Origin of the sequence: Pseudomonas sp. G5001 (genome assembly GCF_013385475.1) — a bacterium.
Classification (GTDB): Bacteria; Pseudomonadota; Gammaproteobacteria; order Pseudomonadales; family Pseudomonadaceae; genus Aquipseudomonas.
The window spans coordinates 143,446-157,773 of record NZ_JACAPZ010000017.1; the positions used below are offsets into that span (position 1 = coordinate 143,446).

Here is a 14,328-nt window from a genome sequence, read left to right on the forward strand (position 1 = left end):
GCGGCTGCTGTGTTTCAGGTATTGGCTACATCTGGTCTTCTGCGTAAATCGCGGCACTGATGATTGCGCCGCCCCAGCGTCGCTCGCCAATGCAGAGCGGTACCGGGTTACCGGATGCCGTGGTGTTCTTGGCGCTGCCGAAGGCGTAGCCGGGCGTGTTCTCTGGCGCAGCGCTGGTCTTGAGGCCGCCAGCCTGAGGGCTGAGCATCTGGATAACGCCGCCGGCGACAAGGCCGATGCCCGCGCCTATGAGCGGGGTACCGAAAGGCGTTGCAGAGAAAATAACACCCACAACAATCAAGATCGCGCCGACTATGGTTTGAAGAATACCGCCGCGCTTGCTGCCTACGACCACAGGGGCAATGCGGATATCTCCGGCGCCGTTGTAGCTCAGCTCCTTCTCCCCGATATTGCGCTTATCGCGAAACACCGCGAACTCAAGGCCGCGCGACTTGGCATTCGAAAGAAACCGCTCGAATCCAGGGATCTGCACGCAAAGTGCTTTGATCGCCTCCGCCGGCGATTTCACCGCGAGCCTGAAGGACTTTCCGAACTGTCGGAGCTGCCCGTGCAGGCGAATGGTCGTCATGGGTTGGTAGTTGATCGCTGATGCCTGCATCACTTTCTCCGGGCAATAAAAAACCGCCCGGAGGCGGCTTCAAGGTTTTCTTGATTCAGTTGTAATCGACATAAGGCCCTATGTAGAACCCAGCCATGTCGCCGCTGATACGGTACAGGCTTTCCTTGCCTGGCTGCACCGTTGCTGCGATGGTTCGAATTGCAGCGCCCGCGCACAAGCCCGAGCCAGCCAGGCCTGCGCCGAGATTGGGCGACCCCGGCGGAAGGTAGAATGTGGCCCGCTGACCAGTTCCGATCTTTGCAGCCCTGCGGCCGTCGACATAAACAACGATGTCGCACCCAGAACCGACCGCGCCGGAGTCGCGCACCACGGTGATTTTTCCGCTCTCGCCAGCTGGTTTAGTCTGGAAGGCATAGACCTCATCTGACGGGACCGGCTTCGCATCCCGCACCGAGATCGCCGATGAGGCGCACCCTGCCAGCATCGCCACCGCTACCGCCGCTATCAAAATCCGCATGTCGTTCCCTCTTAGGTTTGGCGGGACTGTAGCACTGAGGGAGTGGACGCAAAAAGCCTCGCGCGCGGCATTGTCCGCACGAACAAACACCATCCCCAACTCTGACTGGCCTAAGTGGCATACTTCGCCGCGAATGCCTGTAGTTCAGCATTAATTTTGTCATTGTCAGGAGAGTAATGCGCTTCACGATGACAGTTCGGGCAAAGGGCGACACAGTTCCAGACTCTGTCGCTAGTTTCTACACCCAGGATGTGATGAACGTCCAGAAACCCTCTGTACCGCCGGGTGTCCACACATGATTCACGTTCGCAACCGTCTATCGCGCGCTCAATGACTTTCCTGCGTACTCTAGGATCGCGCTTTACAAGAGACCTCATCACCAACTGGCGTAACCCGCCGTCGCTACCAATCTCTGTGCTGTCTACTCCCGGCAAATCATCAAACGTATCATCGACTAAGATCGCATCACCATGCGAACTCTGGCTTATGCCGAACCACTGATTGCCGATCCTTTTGAGATTTCTCGATGTTAGATTCTCATCAATTTTTGCAATTTTCGATGGCCCGCGCCCTCTATCATCTTTGCGTGCGTCGGAGTTGACCATTTTGAATGTTTTTAAAGCATATCCTTCATCTTCAACTAAGCGAATGTGCTCCCTGGCCTGAGGATAGCCCGATTGCTTTCTGCCGGCATGACTTCGCTCCCACCCCTCATCCAGGATCAATACCTCATTGCCGATTGCCCAGTCCTCCCAAGCCCCAAATATTACAATTCGATCCATGTGATTAACGAACGACCAACTCCACGTCCAGTTGTCACAAGTAGCTCCATGCGACTTTATGAATTGCTTCCGATTCACTCAGCCTTCCCCCCCAAAAAAATTCACGACCTAGAACAGCATGCTCCTTTCCGAAGGGAAGTTGTATCCATCGGATACTGTACGAATCCCCACTAACATCCCATCACCCTCCATAGTAGCCTCCTGCCTTCACGCAAGGATTTCCCAGTCCTACGCCTGCAAGCCCAAGGACTGGGGTTGCGCCAATTATGGCGCGAATAAAGATATGGAGGTTAATGTGAGTGACGGTGGTTTCAAGCCAAGAGAGCCCTTTAGCATCGATTGGGAACGACAATACAACGTGGGCCCTTCAGACGAGCATCTGCATGCGATGGGGCAGTTCATCGTTAATTACTCAGCGGTCGAATGGCAAATTTCTAACCTCTTTGCTTTTTTCCTAAAAATGCCGGTGGCTGACGCTCAAAAGCTTTCAGTTGAAGCCAACATCTCAATGGCGGGGATGATCAGGTACGTCCAGGGGCGAATATCCGATTCAAAAACCCACGATCAGCAGGCAACAGACGATCTGCTATACACGCTAAAGGCTTTCGACGCTGTAAGCAGCCTCAGGCATAAAATCGTACATTGGCAATGGGGCCTAAATGAAGGAGCAACAGCCTCATTAACCGATCTGATCAAGCCAAAGAACGCCAATAAATCAAACGCGATTCTCAAAATAAGCGAGCTAAGGGATCAGTGTCATAAGCTCATGAGAATCTTGCAGGCGATTTCGTTGAATGGTGAGATCCTTAGAGGCATTACGACGCGCGCACAGATTCTAGAAATCCGCACAGGTACATCGCCTGAAAAGCTCTTTCGACCGTAAATCGTGAGAGCGGCCGATCATCGGTCTCCTCAAGGACCGCCAGCCCGGCTTCAACCATCGAGGGTGAAACCGGGATGTCTTCTGCTCGCAAGGGCAAATGCGACGGAGCCGGCCTATCTGTTTGCATACCTCGCTCCTGCGGCCACGCCGCGTCATGTAGGTTGTTTTGCGTCTTTGTGCCTGAGGATCAGGCGTGTTCTGTCATGCCAGGGGCCGCCGTAGACGATGATCTCGGACGGCCTGCCGTACAGGTGGTGCAACAGGAATGGCCCGGGGCCGAATGTGCCTGACTCTTCGCCGGGCAGTTCCGGATCGGTACCCAGGTAAATCCCGGCGTGGTTCGGATGAACCGTCCGCCCGACGTGCATGACGACAAGGTCGCCGCGTTGAGGTCGGTCGACTCGCACAAAGCCCGCGGCTTCGTAGTGCTGCTCGTACAAGCTGGCGCTTTCTGCACTCTCCCACCAGCCATCAGCACGCTGGAAGGCCTCAAACTCAATCCCCCATTCCCGCTGATACCAATCAGCACAGACCTGCCAGCAGTCCCAGGCGCCGTGAACAAACGGACGCTTGAGTAGCGGTGTGCTGCCCGTCGGCGTGATCGTGCGCAAATCCCCCTCGGGCCACGACAGAATGTGCCAGGGCAGCGCCGTGGCCTCGCACATGGCCAGGTCATGAGGTGAGGGCCGGCTGGTTGCGTCTGGGTGTGAATGAACGATGCCGATCACTTCGCCCAGGTCCTCCGCTGCAGCGTAGTCCTCAGGATCAAGTCGAAACTCTTCGTTCGGCTCCGTGGCGATGTTCCGGCATGGGAAGTACTTCTGCGCCCGCCCTACAGCGAGCAGCAGGCCGCAGCACTCTTTCGGGTACTCGGCCGCCGCGTGCGCCTGGATGGCTGCGATGATGTGCTTGCGCATGGTCAGCTCCGGGCAATCAGGGAGACGGCGGGGAACCCGCCGAAGGAAAGTTCGTTGTTCTCGCCGAAGCGCAACTTGCAGGACGGCAGGCAGCCCTTGCACTGATCCTTCGCTGGGTCGTCCGTGGGTCTATCCTCGTCATCGAACATGGCAGCGCCGGTGTAGCCGCAATCAGGCCCGCGGTAGCCATTGGTCATGGCCCAGTGGCAGAAGGTCGTCATCTGGCGCCCTGGCAATCCGTGGTTATCGATCTCGCCAGGGGAAGAAAGCTCCCAGACCACGGCCTCGCCGTCCTCACTGGTTTTCTGGTCGATGTACCAGATCTCCAGCCCTTCCTGAGTCGGGTCAGCAGTTGGATTGCCTTCGGGAAAGTTGGCCGCGTCCAGGTACTGGGCCAGGGTCTCGCGAACGGTCAGCTTGAACTTCAGCATGTCCTCGAAGGCCAGGCACAACGCAGTGACGCGCCCATTGATGTTGCCGGCGGCGAACGTCGGCCTGGTGGCCGTGCCGTCGCTATTGGACCCGATACCCTCAATCTGCACTGGCCATGCCGCGTACTCAGCGCCCTGCCACCAAATCGACTTGGCCGGCAGGTCCTCCTCCGAATGCTCATAGGCCAGCAGCTCCTCAGGCGTGTGCGGGATGGCGTGACCGTGGAAGCGCAGGTAATCCGCACCGTATTCGGTCCCGTCAATTTCAAACAGGCGAATTTCGGCGCCGGGCTCCAGTTTCTGGATGTCCGTGATCAGTGCCATGGGTTGTTATCTCAGGGGTGAAAGGTTTGTTCAAAGGTCGCGGTGATCGCGTAGACCTGGCCGCCGCGGTGCACTGGCTTGTAGCCGTTGCACTTGTAGAGGCCCAGATCTCCCAGGGGCGGCTGCCAGAGGAAGCCCTTTGCACCCTTGTGCCGGTCGATGAAGTCCATGATTTCCTTGATCCGGCCCTTCATGCCGGTGAAGGTGACTGGCCAGGACTGGGATTTGTTGTTGATCCCGTCCTCGGTGGACTGCGCGTAGCCATCGGCAAACTGCTTCGTGCGCACGCGCTGTTTGATATCACCCTCGACGCCCTTTTCAGTGGCCCAGGTAAATCGCTCGATTGCCATAAATCATCCTTTCACTTGGCGGAAACTCTGGCCGCCCTGGCGCCAAGACTTGGCGATCTCTTCTGTTGCAATTTGCCGGGTGCGCGATTCCATGTTGCGCTGGAACATTTCGGCGTCGAACTCGGCGCCATCCGGGCGGCCGGCCTCCTGGTCAGTCAGGATGATCGGCATGCTGAGGCTGAGGTTTACCCCGCCACCGCCGCCTCCGACCGCAGAAACACCCAGCTTGCCGTTGACTGTGCGGGTGAGCGGCATGATTGCCTCGTCGCCCGCCTCGCCCATGACCCCGGTTTTGCCGTTGGCCATGCCGAACGCCGTGGGCTTGCTGACGATTGAGTTGGTGAAGGCGCCGCCGTCGGCGAACATCTGCACACCGCCCGACCAGGCGCCACCCTTGGCCTGAATGCTGCCGGGGGTGAAGTTGGATAGGTCGGTGCCGGTGTAGCCGGCCTGACTTGCCCCGCCAGAACCACCGCCGCCACCGAAATAGCTGGCCGTTGCGCCCACCAAGCTGCTCAGCAATGCCGAGCTCGCTTGCCGGGTGGCAATCCGCGCCATGTCCGCAAGGACCGACTTGGCGAAGTCCGAAAACGATGCCTTGCCGGTCATGGCGAAGTTGACGGCCGCGTCCTCCATGCTGCTGAAGGCATTGCCGAACAGGCTTTTGGTCTGGCTGGCAATGTTCTTCGCCGAATCCAGATAGTTGTCCCAGGCCGATGTCGCGCCCTTCGTCCAATCGCCCTGGGCGGCCTCCACATCCGCGTAGTTCTGCCGGATTTGGTCGGTGGCCGCCTTGTTCGCGTCTGCGAGCGCCTGCGATTTTCGCTTGAACTCCTCCTCCGACATGTTGCGCGACGGGTCAGACTTCTGGTTGGCCAACTCCAGCGACTGCTGAGCAAACCGGTCTTGCTGGCTGTTCAGTTCGCCGTTGAGTGCGTTCTGGCGGTCCCCCTGGCCAACGCCGAGTACTGCACGTTGGCCGGCAAGCTCCAAGGCTCGTTGCTGCTGAGCCAGGGCCTGTACGTAGGTGGTGATTGACCGCTCCTGCTTGGCCAGACGCCCGGTCTCGTTGGTGGCCAACACCTCAAGTTGGCTGTCGGCCTCCTTCTGCGCCTTGACCATCCCTGCGCGCGCGTCAGCGATCTTCTGGTCCAGCTGGATGCTTTGCGCGGCCGTTGTCGCCTTCTTGCCTTTGACAGCCTCCAGCGCGGCAATCTCGGCCTCATAGGCTGCGGTCACCTCGTCGCGCTGGTTGCCGATCAGGGCTTCACGCTTCAGCGCGTAATCGGCCTGAGAAATGAGCCCTGCCTTATCCGCGGCGTCCAGTCGCTTCTGGGTGTTTTTGTACTCATCAACGATCGCTGCAAGGTTGTTCTTGGCATCATTGAAGCCCGTCAGGTCAACCTGAGTGCCGGCTGTTTTCGGGTCCTTGAACTTATCGTTGATATTGGAAATATTCTTGTCGATCGCCGACTGATCGAGCCGCGAGTCCTTCGGGTCAACCTTGCGGATATCGTCGAGTTGCCGCCTATATTCCTTGATCGCCTCAGTGCGCTTTTGCTCGTTCGTCCACGACGACTTGGTCAGGGCATCGATCTTGGCCATCGACGAAACGGCATCGCCCTGCGCCTTCGCCTGCTCGCCTTCCCACTTGGCGATATCGGCCCGGGCAGCCTTTTCGTACTCAAGCATGTTCAGGCGGTTCTGCCGGAACTCGATCATTTCCTTCTGGTTTTGGAACAGGCCGATATTGCCTTTCTGCGCATCGGTCAGGTCGCGGCGAGCCTGCTCAATGTCTGCACCAATGTCCGGTCGGCCGATGTTTTTGAGGTTGTCAGCAGCACGCGCAACGGCGTTGTAGCCTCGCTCCCAGAAGCTCAGGTTTTCCAGAATCTTCGGCGTGCGCTCGTTGATTGCATCGGCATAGGATTCGGTCGCCAGCTTCACGGCGCCCGCATGATCGCCCTGCGCTTCCAGCGCGGCAATCTGCGAGTAAACCGAGGCCGTCAGGTAGTGGTACTGCTCGTTCAGCGCAGCAGAGGCCTTTACCGGGTCGTCTGCCAGCTTGGAGAACTCGGCGACAGTCTCGCTCACGGCCTTGCCGGTGGCTTCCTGCATCGACACGGCAGCCTGGGTGATGCCGGTGAAGCTGTCCCCGGCGATCTTGCCGTTGTCAGCCAGCAGCGCCAGCACGGCGGCGGCTTGGCCGGTGGTACCGACCGTTGCGCTCACCTGGCGCGCCATATCCCCCAGTTGGCCAGCGCTCACTCCCGCGTAGTTGCCGGTGAGGATCAGCGACTTGTTGTATTTGTCCTGCTCTTCGCTGCCCTTGTAGTAGGCAACTGCCAAGCCGCCCACGGCTGCGGTGGCTAGAGCCAGTGGCCCCAGGATGGCGAGCAACCCGGCAGCGCCTGCGCCAGCCCCGGCGCCCAACTGAGCAACAGCACGCACGCCGCTGCCCCAGTCACCCGAGGAAAGAGCATTACCCAGCTGCACGACGTTTTCCTGGGCCTGGCGGGTACCGAGGCGCAGCTTGTCGAAACCGGTGGTGGTCTTTTCGAGCTTAGCGTAGTCCTTATCGATCTTGCTCAGGGCAGCGTTGTATTGATCCTGGCTGATGCGGCCGGCGTCCAGGTGTTTGCCCAGTTGCTCGACCTGTGTGTCCAGCTTGGCCAACGCGCCGCGGGCCGGATCAATCGCCCCCAGCAGGCTGTTCAGCGCTTTCTGCTCATCCATCGCAGACTTAGCCAGGGCGATTTGCTGCTTATCGAGCTGCGCCGAGATCTTCGCTGCCTCGGCGTCGCCATAGGCGCCGGTCTTGGTCAGCTTCGCCAGGGCGTCTCGCTGCTTTGCCAGGTCCTGCGTGGTCTTGGCGCTGGTGGAAAGCGATTTCTCCAGCGCCTGCATTTCGTTCATCAGCGAAACGGCGGACTGCTCGGCCCGGCCGCCGGCCTTCGCCATTTCATCCAGACTCGTTTTCGCCTGGATTGCATCGGCCGAGTCGATCTTGACGCCGAGTTCTGCAATGTTCATCGACTCACCTTGAATAAGTGCCCGTGGTTACGGGCTGTTTTCCCTTTCCTCCGCCATGACGCGCAGGGCTTCGCCTTCCAGCACCTGAAGGTCAGGGAAGATTTCAGCGAGTTTCTTTTTCTTGATGCCGAGGAACCCGGCCACGTCGCGGATGCAGGTGTAGTCGAGACCGATCGCGCCACCGGCGCCGGCCCGCCACTGAGTCGACATCCTGTTGAAAAGGTAGAACGCCGGCCAGTTGCAGGGCCATACCTCGGTTACCTCTTCGAGGTCGCCCGGGGAAAGCCCGAACAGGCCCATCAGTTCAGCCGGTGCCGCCGGCGCGTAGAGTGCGCGGGCAGCGTCCGTCAGTTTCCCAAGCGGGCCTGATTGAATGCGCTCTGGTAGGCATTCACGACCGCCTCAGCGGCGCCCTGGCAGGACGTCACCAGCGCTCGAATGCTCTTGTCGTCGAACTTGTCATCGAAGCCCCAGCCGACCACCAAGTCCTTGATCTGCTGCGACTGCTGCTCAGTGTCAGCGGCAACGATTTCGGAAAGCGTTGGGCTTTCACCCAGGGAGGTCCGAGCTTCATCGCGCTTCAGGTTCCACTCATCAAACAGAGCGGCAAGCCCCGGGCGATCCCGATACTTAAAGGTGAACTCGATCTTCTCGGGTTCCCCCCCAACGATAGGGATCGACACGAAGGCCTTGAACGTCGGGTTTTGGGCAATTCTGATCTTTGCCATGGGTTACGCCACCGCAGTCAGGTAACGGGTCGGTTCGCCCTGCAGCGCCAGGTTGACGGTGCGGGTCAGCAAGTTGCTGCGGGACACGGTCGGCTGATTGGAGAAGGAGGTGAAGGCGCCGTAGAACAGCGTGTCGTTGCCCGGTAGGTTTAGGCGCGCAGCCTGAATGGCCTGGCTGGCATCCGCTGCACGCAGGATGGCGTTGAATGCCTGGCCCGGGTCATCCGCAATGGTCAGCGCCAAGCTGGCCGCCGCTTTGTCGGTTGGCATCTGGCGGCCCTGCTTGTCTTCCAGGAACACCACGTCCAGATAGTTCTGGGTGCCGCCGGCGAAAGCCACGTCAGTGATTTGCGGAATCTGTACCCAGGTCAGCACCTTCTTCAGCGAACCGATGCCGGAGCCGGCCGGGTAGACCTGCACGTCGGTGGTATCGATGCCTTCGAGGGTGATGGCGGTGGCAGTGGCGGCTTTCACACGCACAACCCGATTGCCCAGGCGAGTCCAGCCGGATGTGACAATCACGATGTCGCCAGCCGACAGTGTGCCGCCAGTCACAGTGGCCACGGCCTCAGCCGCGTTGCTCAGTGCCGAAAACGGGATGTCCGGGCCATAGGTGGCACCGTGCTGGAAGGTGCCGCCGTCCGGAATTTTGTAGCCCATGGGTATTTCCTCTTTGCAGATATGAAAAAACCCGCTCAATGGCGGGTTCGTGGGTTTGCCCAGTGGGCGGGATCAGTTCGTGTCGGCTCGGTACAAGAACGAGACCGGGACGGTGTACGTGGAGTCACCGGTGATGCCGGGGCCCTGGTCGACCGGCGACATCGTCACCACGGTGACGGAGCCCTTCGTGTCCCTGGCATATAGCGGAAACAGATCGGTCAGCTCAGCCGCTATAGGGTTCGTCTTGATCTTACCCGTGCCCGCCGGCGCGATGATGCTGGCCTGGAACACGCCGGTGAACAGCCGGTGATCACCGCCGAGCGTGTTGCTCGCGGTGTCGCCCGGGATAGTGAAGGCCCGAAGGTAGGTCTCGCCTGCTGCCGGCGTGTAGGCCGTGTTCTCGAAAACGATCTTCAGCTTTTCCGGCCTGGCAGCGTTCCAGGCGATGAGCTTGGCCTCGTAGATCGAGGCGATGATTGCGTGACTCATACCTGGTTGTTCCTGATGGCCTCCAGCACGATCTGCTGGAAGCGAGCCACAGTTACCCGGACCATGCCGCCGGGGGCCTGGGTTGAATGGCCGAACTCCAGCGGGATGGCATAGGTCAAGTTATTGATGATGTAGGCCATCTGGCCGGCGGTGAAATCGCTCATCGCGGCCACCAGCGCGGCAGTGGTTTCGGAGCCGCTCGGGTCTACCTCGTCAAAGGTTACGTTCTCGACCACGCCGAGCGATATGTGCCAGTTCGCACGGAACCGGCCGCCGACGTAGCCTTCAGGCGCCGTGATGTCCATGCCGTCGTTGAGCTTGCGGCCTTTCTTGAGCCTGCCACCCTTCGTGAGGTTGGCCGGGTCACTACGCAGCGCGCTATTGTGATCGTCGACGGCCTTGTTGTACTGGGTGGCCACTGCGTTCTGCGCCCAGATCTCCGGGTTACCCACGGGAGACATGCGGATCAGGCTGCTGCCAACCTCGATGATGATTTCACGCACGCTGGCATCGATGGCTTCACCCGTCTGAGCGGCGAACTCGGCCAGGCTCAGGGCGAAGCTGCCGGATTGGGTCGCCATATCATTTCCTCAGTTGCGCCGTCCACGTCGCGTCAGCAGGGTCCGCAGACACGTTCATCACCCGCAACCCGTTGACGATATCGCCAATGGCCGGCGCTGCCGGTACCGCCGTCGGAACGCCGGCCTCCGATACGAACAGCTCGTTTTGCAGCACCAGCAGCTTCTTGTCGCTGGTCTGGATGAGGGAGCCGTCTATTTCTTTGGACAAGTAGCTGCCCAGAACACCGCGCCCCGTGTACGCCACCGTGGTCTCCGGCGTTTCTCCGCCCAGATCGGGGTCATACTCGCCAGCGACCTTGCGCACGCCTGTCACTAGCTTGACCGCATCGGCCAGGCCATCGGGATCGTCAAACGCCTCGGCCAGATCGGCCTGAATTTCTTCGCGCATGCCCATGATCAGATCCTTTTCAGCATCATAACGCCGGAGCGCTTGATCCACGGCTCCAGCAAGGCCAGGGCGAAGTTCACGCCCGCCGACTGATCGGTAGAGCCCGCCACGTAGGTCTTGCTCACCGATGTGCCGGACTGAGCCGAGACCGTCTTGTTTTGCACTTCCTTCTGCGTGGCCGTGTACAACTTGCCCGCCGCCGCCTCTTTGGCAACCTGGGCGCCGGCTGTTTTGATCTCGGCCGGGACCGGATCGGAAACAGCCCGCTTAATCTTGGCCGTGAGCCAGGCATTGGCCATGGTCACAGCAAGGACCGGATCACCGGTGCCAGCCCAGTCAGGACCCAGCGAGGCATCAACATCGGCAACGGTGATGAAGTCGGTCATGTGCTTGTCCTTATTCCGCTGGCACCAAGGCCTGCAGGTCTTCTTTCTTGGCGGTCGCGTCGAAGGTAATGCCCTTCGCGGTCAGCCACTCTTTCAGCTCGGGGACCTTCATTTTGAGAGGGTCGGTTTCAGGGGTTTCCTGCTCCTTGCCGTCGGAAACCTTGATGCCGGCGGCCTGGTAAGCATCGAAAATATCCGGCGCATCGCCATCGACGACCACCTCAGTGGCGGTACCGATGACACCGAAGAATTCGCTCAGTAGGCGGTAGCACACGCCGCGCTCTTTGCCCGGCTTGTCCGTGTAGATCACTTTCATAAGTCACCTCAAAAGCATCCCAGCGCCCATAAAAGCGCCAGGTTGTGTGGGCCGGATTACGGCGTGGTGGTACCGCTGATGACCGCGGCGAACGGAACCTGCTTGCGGCTAAACACGCGCTGCCAGTTCGCAGCAGCGGCGTATTGAGTGGCGGTCGGGCTGAGGTTCTGAGCCTCGGAACCCTTCCAACTGAAGCCAGCCGGCTGGAGGATGTAGGTCTTCCGCTCCCACAACACTTCGGCGCCGCCGCCATTGCCGCCGCCTGGCTTACGCTCCAGCTCTACCGGCACCTTGGGAGTTCCTTCGCCGTAGCCGAAAGCGCCCTGGCCGAAGAACACGGACAGGTACTTGCCCGCGCCATATACCAGCGCGTCGTCCATGAAGACTGGCTTGCCGAGGTAGGTGGCCAGGATGATCTTGCCGTCGGAGTCGCGCAGGTACTCGATGAGGTCCTGCTTGACCATCTGGTTCATCACCACGGAGTGCACGCCGATCGCACCGAACTGGTCAGCGGCATCGCCGGCGGTGAACGCAGCATCCTGGAAGGCGTTGGCACTGATGGTCGCGCCCGCGTCGATGACCATGTCACCGCCGTTGTTCGCGATGTTCGAGGCGATGATGCCGCGGGCCGCGCCCAGGGTGTAACGCTGCCACTGACGGGTCCAGTAGGTGCCGAAGCGGTTGCGGATCTGCTGCTGAGGTTCAGTGTTCGCCAGCTCAGCGGTCAGGTCGGTGACGCCGTAGCCTTTGTTGAGGTACAGAACCCGGGCACGCATGCTGTCCTGGGTGACTTTGCCGACTTCACCCTGGTCGTTCGGGTCATCGTTGCTGATGTTCGGAGCTTCATCAGCGTTGAGATCCTGCCAGTAGCTGATCTCGGCGGTGCCCTGGCTGCCGGAAGCGATCGCATCCAGCACAGGCGAGCGGGTCACAATGCCCGACTCGTACACAGCGGTCTTTTCCGGGCTGTTAACCGGTGCCAGGGAGGCGTAGTAGTCGCCGACGAAGATGTCGGTCAGTTGGGTAGTTGCCATGGATTAGGTTCCTTTGGTGGCCTGGATTTTCTTGAAGAGCTCAGGGTTGTCACGGGCGATCGCAGCGCGTTCGGTTTCCGTGTACTCACCCCACTTTTTCGTGGCCTTGCCACCGTTGTCGCCGGTCTGCCCGGCACCCTGAGCCCTTGGCCACAGGTGTGTTGCTGTTTCACGCAGAGATTCCGCCCATTCGAGCGGCGACAGCGGGGTTTTCCCGTCCTTCCCGTAAACGACCTCGCCGTCACGATCGGTGGCAATCGCCTCGCCGTCTTCACTGAGTTTGAAAGTGCCCCGGGCGCGCAGGATGATGTCCTCGGCAGCCTCAGGGAGCGCGCCGGCCTTGATGGCAGCAGCGCGGATGGAATCGGCCAACACCTTGTCGCTGTACTTAGCGGCGAATTGCTCGGCCTTGTCGGCGCGAGCCTTCTCGGCGGCCAGCTTGGTGTCGTAGTCGGTGCGCAGGCGCTCGGTACGGCGGGTGATGACCTCGTCCAGCTTGCCCTCGGCAATCAGCTTGGTTTCCTCATCCTGGCCAACCTTGGTCAGCAGCCCCTTCACGGCGGAGATGTCCAGGCCTTCAAACTGGGACTTGAAGCCGTCCAGCTCGGTTTTGGTGGTCCGGAGCGAGCCAAGCAGCTCGGTATTTTTGTTCTTGAGGCCCAGGGTCGCCGCCTCTACAGCTGCAGCAATGGCGGTCTGAACTGCCGGGTCTTCAAGATCAATCTGGGTTTCGTCTGCCACTTGGTGCACCCCTTGGGTTTGGTCGGCCCGCTTTGCAGGCATAAAAAAACCCCGGCATGGCCGAGGTTGGTATGAATCAGGTTTTAGGTTCAGTCGCTCAAGGTGAGCAGATTCTTGTCTATGGAAGCTTTGAATTCATGGAGTGTCGTGCTTACAACAAACTGCAAGCCCGCAGTTTTACCGCGGCAGTGTTGGTGCACGTAACTGCTAATCTGCCGGTCAAAACCAGGCGCTAAATGCAAGGAAATGCTGTCGCCGTATGTCATCGACGCTGGCAATGGATCACTACCCCACCAGAACTGGCTGACGTGAAGGTAATTTCTCGCATGCGGCGACTGCACGGAGAGACTTGTCACTTTGACTGGGCGCTTGCCATCAGACGTGATCCCGAGTGCAATAAACCAACCTCCCTCCCCAGTATCCGCGATGGCCGAGCGAACAGAAACACGTAGGTTCTCAACGTCCTCTCTACGCTGCTTATCAGCCAGCCAAAGGGTAGTGAGGACTGCTGCCAGCGCACCAATGCCGGCAACCCATCCGCCAAGCATTGATAGGACGGGCACGGCCTCTGTAATGAACTTGTCGTGGTTGTTGCTAAGGCCAAAAGATAGCCCAAGCAAAAAAACGAAGCCAATAACGGTGGTGAATACTACGAGCAGAAATGCCCATCGCAGCAGTTTGAACATCAGCTACTCCTTAGCGACTAAATGCAATCCCCGCATTATCAGGTAATCAGCGAATTGCGTCCTGCTCGGTGCGTATGGCGGCGGCCGCATTCGCAGGCCAGGCGTATCTCGGTTGAGCCGCGTGCGCCGGCCATTCGGCTCAGTGCAATGCGTCGGCTCCTCGATCTGGAAGCCCTGCTCGACAGCGTATAGCTCGACCGCCAGCCGTACCTGACCCCATTCCAGCTCAAAGGGGACGAATGTCTCGGAAAGCGTTTGGTATTCGATCTTGCAGTCACGCCGAGGCCAGGCCATTGCCTGTTCAGGCTTGGCCTTGCGCCCTTTCCACTGGCGACCGTTGATGTCGGCCGCAGCGCGCAGCAGCAGTTCGACCTGTTCAGCCTCAGCTTCAGGTATACGGAACCCGTAGTAGTCGCGGTAGAAGGTCAGCTTCTCCAGGGGCACGAAGCTATTTGCGTCTGGCCTGCCCTTCCCGTCCTCAACGATGATCTGCATGCGCCAT

General features: G+C 59.7%; 20 protein-coding genes. 1 reads left to right on the top strand and 19 read right to left on the bottom strand.

Annotated features, from left to right (window positions below; genetic code table 11):
• Positions 1 to 25: 25 nt before the first annotated feature.
• From HX805_RS15645 to HX805_RS32520, 3 genes are all read right to left on the bottom strand, one after another.
• Positions 26 to 619, bottom strand: coding sequence for a tail assembly protein (locus tag HX805_RS15645; protein ID WP_177117025.1), 594 nt, complete (start codon positions 617 to 619; stop codon positions 26 to 28).
• 55 nt (positions 620 to 674) lie between these two features.
• A complete protein-coding gene (locus HX805_RS15650) occupies positions 675 to 1,097 on the bottom strand; it encodes a hypothetical protein (protein ID WP_122560937.1) in 423 nt (140 codons plus the stop codon).
• 110 nt (positions 1,098 to 1,207) lie between these two features.
• A complete protein-coding gene (locus HX805_RS32520; protein ID WP_177117026.1) occupies positions 1,208 to 1,879 on the bottom strand; it encodes an HNH endonuclease in 672 nt (223 codons plus the stop codon).
• 295 nt (positions 1,880 to 2,174) lie between these two features.
• Between HX805_RS32520 and HX805_RS15660 the strand changes: the two genes are divergently transcribed.
• Positions 2,175 to 2,762: a hypothetical protein gene (locus tag HX805_RS15660; protein WP_158660295.1), complete on the top strand. Its 588-nt coding sequence runs from the start codon at positions 2,175 to 2,177 to the stop codon at positions 2,760 to 2,762.
• A 152-nt stretch (positions 2,763 to 2,914) separates the two neighbouring features.
• On the opposite strand, the gene HX805_RS15665 is transcribed toward HX805_RS15660, so the two are convergent.
• The 16 genes from HX805_RS15665 to HX805_RS15740 all read right to left on the bottom strand — a co-directional run bounded on the left by HX805_RS15665 (position 2,915) and on the right by HX805_RS15740 (position 14,321).
• The gene (locus HX805_RS15665) at positions 2,915 to 3,679 is read right to left on the bottom strand and encodes a C40 family peptidase (protein WP_177117027.1); all 765 of its coding nucleotides are present in this window, start codon (positions 3,677 to 3,679) and stop codon (positions 2,915 to 2,917) included.
• 2 nt (positions 3,680 to 3,681) lie between these two features.
• Entirely contained in the window at positions 3,682 to 4,434 is a 753-nt protein-coding gene (locus HX805_RS15670) for a phage minor tail protein L (RefSeq protein WP_177117028.1), read from the bottom strand.
• A gap of 11 nt (positions 4,435 to 4,445) precedes the next feature.
• On the bottom strand, positions 4,446 to 4,784 hold the full coding sequence (locus HX805_RS15675) for a phage tail protein (RefSeq protein ID WP_177117029.1): 339 nt from the start codon (positions 4,782 to 4,784) through the stop codon (positions 4,446 to 4,448).
• Between the two features lie 3 nt (positions 4,785 to 4,787).
• A complete protein-coding gene (locus HX805_RS15680) occupies positions 4,788 to 7,817 on the bottom strand; it encodes a phage tail tape measure protein (RefSeq protein ID WP_177117030.1) in 3,030 nt (1,009 codons plus the stop codon).
• Positions 7,818 to 7,844: 27 nt separating this feature from the next.
• Positions 7,845 to 8,117, bottom strand: coding sequence for a DUF1799 domain-containing protein (locus HX805_RS15685; protein WP_177117031.1), 273 nt, complete (start codon positions 8,115 to 8,117; stop codon positions 7,845 to 7,847).
• A 47-nt stretch (positions 8,118 to 8,164) separates the two neighbouring features.
• The gene (locus HX805_RS15690; RefSeq protein WP_058419808.1) at positions 8,165 to 8,545 is read right to left on the bottom strand and encodes a phage tail assembly chaperone; all 381 of its coding nucleotides are present in this window, start codon (positions 8,543 to 8,545) and stop codon (positions 8,165 to 8,167) included.
• Positions 8,546 to 8,548: 3 nt separating this feature from the next.
• On the bottom strand, positions 8,549 to 9,205 hold the full coding sequence (locus HX805_RS15695) for a phage tail protein (RefSeq protein WP_177117032.1): 657 nt from the start codon (positions 9,203 to 9,205) through the stop codon (positions 8,549 to 8,551).
• Between the two features lie 72 nt (positions 9,206 to 9,277).
• A complete protein-coding gene (locus tag HX805_RS15700; protein WP_177117033.1) occupies positions 9,278 to 9,694 on the bottom strand; it encodes a phage tail terminator-like protein in 417 nt (138 codons plus the stop codon).
• On the bottom strand, positions 9,691 to 10,275 hold the full coding sequence (locus HX805_RS15705; RefSeq protein WP_177117034.1) for a hypothetical protein: 585 nt from the start codon (positions 10,273 to 10,275) through the stop codon (positions 9,691 to 9,693). Before HX805_RS15705 ends, HX805_RS15700 begins: the two co-directional genes overlap by 4 nt.
• Position 10,276: 1 nt before the next feature.
• A complete protein-coding gene (locus HX805_RS15710; RefSeq protein ID WP_177117035.1) occupies positions 10,277 to 10,669 on the bottom strand; it encodes a hypothetical protein in 393 nt (130 codons plus the stop codon).
• Between the two features lie 2 nt (positions 10,670 to 10,671).
• On the bottom strand, positions 10,672 to 11,049 hold the full coding sequence (locus tag HX805_RS15715; RefSeq protein ID WP_177117036.1) for a hypothetical protein: 378 nt from the start codon (positions 11,047 to 11,049) through the stop codon (positions 10,672 to 10,674).
• A gap of 10 nt (positions 11,050 to 11,059) precedes the next feature.
• Positions 11,060 to 11,365, bottom strand: coding sequence for a HeH/LEM domain-containing protein (locus HX805_RS15720; protein WP_177117037.1), 306 nt, complete (start codon positions 11,363 to 11,365; stop codon positions 11,060 to 11,062).
• A gap of 56 nt (positions 11,366 to 11,421) precedes the next feature.
• Positions 11,422 to 12,399: a major capsid protein gene (locus HX805_RS15725; RefSeq protein ID WP_003218352.1), complete on the bottom strand. Its 978-nt coding sequence runs from the start codon at positions 12,397 to 12,399 to the stop codon at positions 11,422 to 11,424.
• A 3-nt stretch (positions 12,400 to 12,402) separates the two neighbouring features.
• Positions 12,403 to 13,140 (bottom strand): hypothetical protein, encoded by a 738-nt coding sequence (locus HX805_RS15730; RefSeq protein WP_177117038.1) that lies wholly within the window; start codon positions 13,138 to 13,140, stop codon positions 12,403 to 12,405.
• An 89-nt stretch (positions 13,141 to 13,229) separates the two neighbouring features.
• A complete protein-coding gene (locus HX805_RS15735) occupies positions 13,230 to 13,826 on the bottom strand; it encodes a hypothetical protein (RefSeq protein WP_177117039.1) in 597 nt (198 codons plus the stop codon).
• Positions 13,827 to 13,829: 3 nt separating this feature from the next.
• Positions 13,830 to 14,321, bottom strand: coding sequence for a DnaT-like ssDNA-binding protein (locus tag HX805_RS15740; protein WP_177117040.1), 492 nt, complete (start codon positions 14,319 to 14,321; stop codon positions 13,830 to 13,832).
• Positions 14,322 to 14,328 lie beyond the last annotated feature (7 nt).

What these genes read in the sequence shown, in the direction of transcription:
- HX805_RS15645 (WP_177117025.1), bottom strand. Translation starts at nt 619, where the DNA reads ATGCAGGCATCAGCGATCAACTACCAACCCATGACGACCATTCGCCTG.
- HX805_RS15650 (WP_122560937.1), bottom strand. Translation starts at nt 1,097, where the DNA reads ATGCGGATTTTGATAGCGGCGGTAGCGGTGGCGATGCTGGCAGGGTGC.
- HX805_RS32520 (WP_177117026.1), bottom strand. Translation starts at nt 1,879, where the DNA reads ATGGATCGAATTGTAATATTTGGGGCTTGGGAGGACTGGGCAATCGGC.
- HX805_RS15665 (WP_177117027.1), bottom strand. Translation starts at nt 3,679, where the DNA reads ATGCGCAAGCACATCATCGCAGCCATCCAGGCGCACGCGGCGGCCGAG.
- HX805_RS15670 (WP_177117028.1), bottom strand. Translation starts at nt 4,434, where the DNA reads ATGGCACTGATCACGGACATCCAGAAACTGGAGCCCGGCGCCGAAATT.
- HX805_RS15675 (WP_177117029.1), bottom strand. Translation starts at nt 4,784, where the DNA reads ATGGCAATCGAGCGATTTACCTGGGCCACTGAAAAGGGCGTCGAGGGT.
- HX805_RS15680 (WP_177117030.1), bottom strand. Translation starts at nt 7,817, where the DNA reads ATGAACATTGCAGAACTCGGCGTCAAGATCGACTCGGCCGATGCAATC.
- HX805_RS15685 (WP_177117031.1), bottom strand. Translation starts at nt 8,117, where the DNA reads ATGGGCCTGTTCGGGCTTTCCCCGGGCGACCTCGAAGAGGTAACCGAG.
- HX805_RS15690 (WP_058419808.1), bottom strand. Translation starts at nt 8,545, where the DNA reads ATGGCAAAGATCAGAATTGCCCAAAACCCGACGTTCAAGGCCTTCGTG.
- HX805_RS15695 (WP_177117032.1), bottom strand. Translation starts at nt 9,205, where the DNA reads ATGGGCTACAAAATTCCGGACGGCGGCACCTTCCAGCACGGTGCCACC.
- HX805_RS15700 (WP_177117033.1), bottom strand. Translation starts at nt 9,694, where the DNA reads ATGAGTCACGCAATCATCGCCTCGATCTACGAGGCCAAGCTCATCGCC.
- HX805_RS15705 (WP_177117034.1), bottom strand. Translation starts at nt 10,275, where the DNA reads ATGGCGACCCAATCCGGCAGCTTCGCCCTGAGCCTGGCCGAGTTCGCC.
- HX805_RS15710 (WP_177117035.1), bottom strand. Translation starts at nt 10,669, where the DNA reads ATGGGCATGCGCGAAGAAATTCAGGCCGATCTGGCCGAGGCGTTTGAC.
- HX805_RS15715 (WP_177117036.1), bottom strand. Translation starts at nt 11,049, where the DNA reads ATGACCGACTTCATCACCGTTGCCGATGTTGATGCCTCGCTGGGTCCT.
- HX805_RS15720 (WP_177117037.1), bottom strand. Translation starts at nt 11,365, where the DNA reads ATGAAAGTGATCTACACGGACAAGCCGGGCAAAGAGCGCGGCGTGTGC.
- HX805_RS15725 (WP_003218352.1), bottom strand. Translation starts at nt 12,399, where the DNA reads ATGGCAACTACCCAACTGACCGACATCTTCGTCGGCGACTACTACGCC.
- HX805_RS15735 (WP_177117039.1), bottom strand. Translation starts at nt 13,826, where the DNA reads ATGTTCAAACTGCTGCGATGGGCATTTCTGCTCGTAGTATTCACCACC.
- HX805_RS15740 (WP_177117040.1), bottom strand. Translation starts at nt 14,321, where the DNA reads ATGCAGATCATCGTTGAGGACGGGAAGGGCAGGCCAGACGCAAATAGC.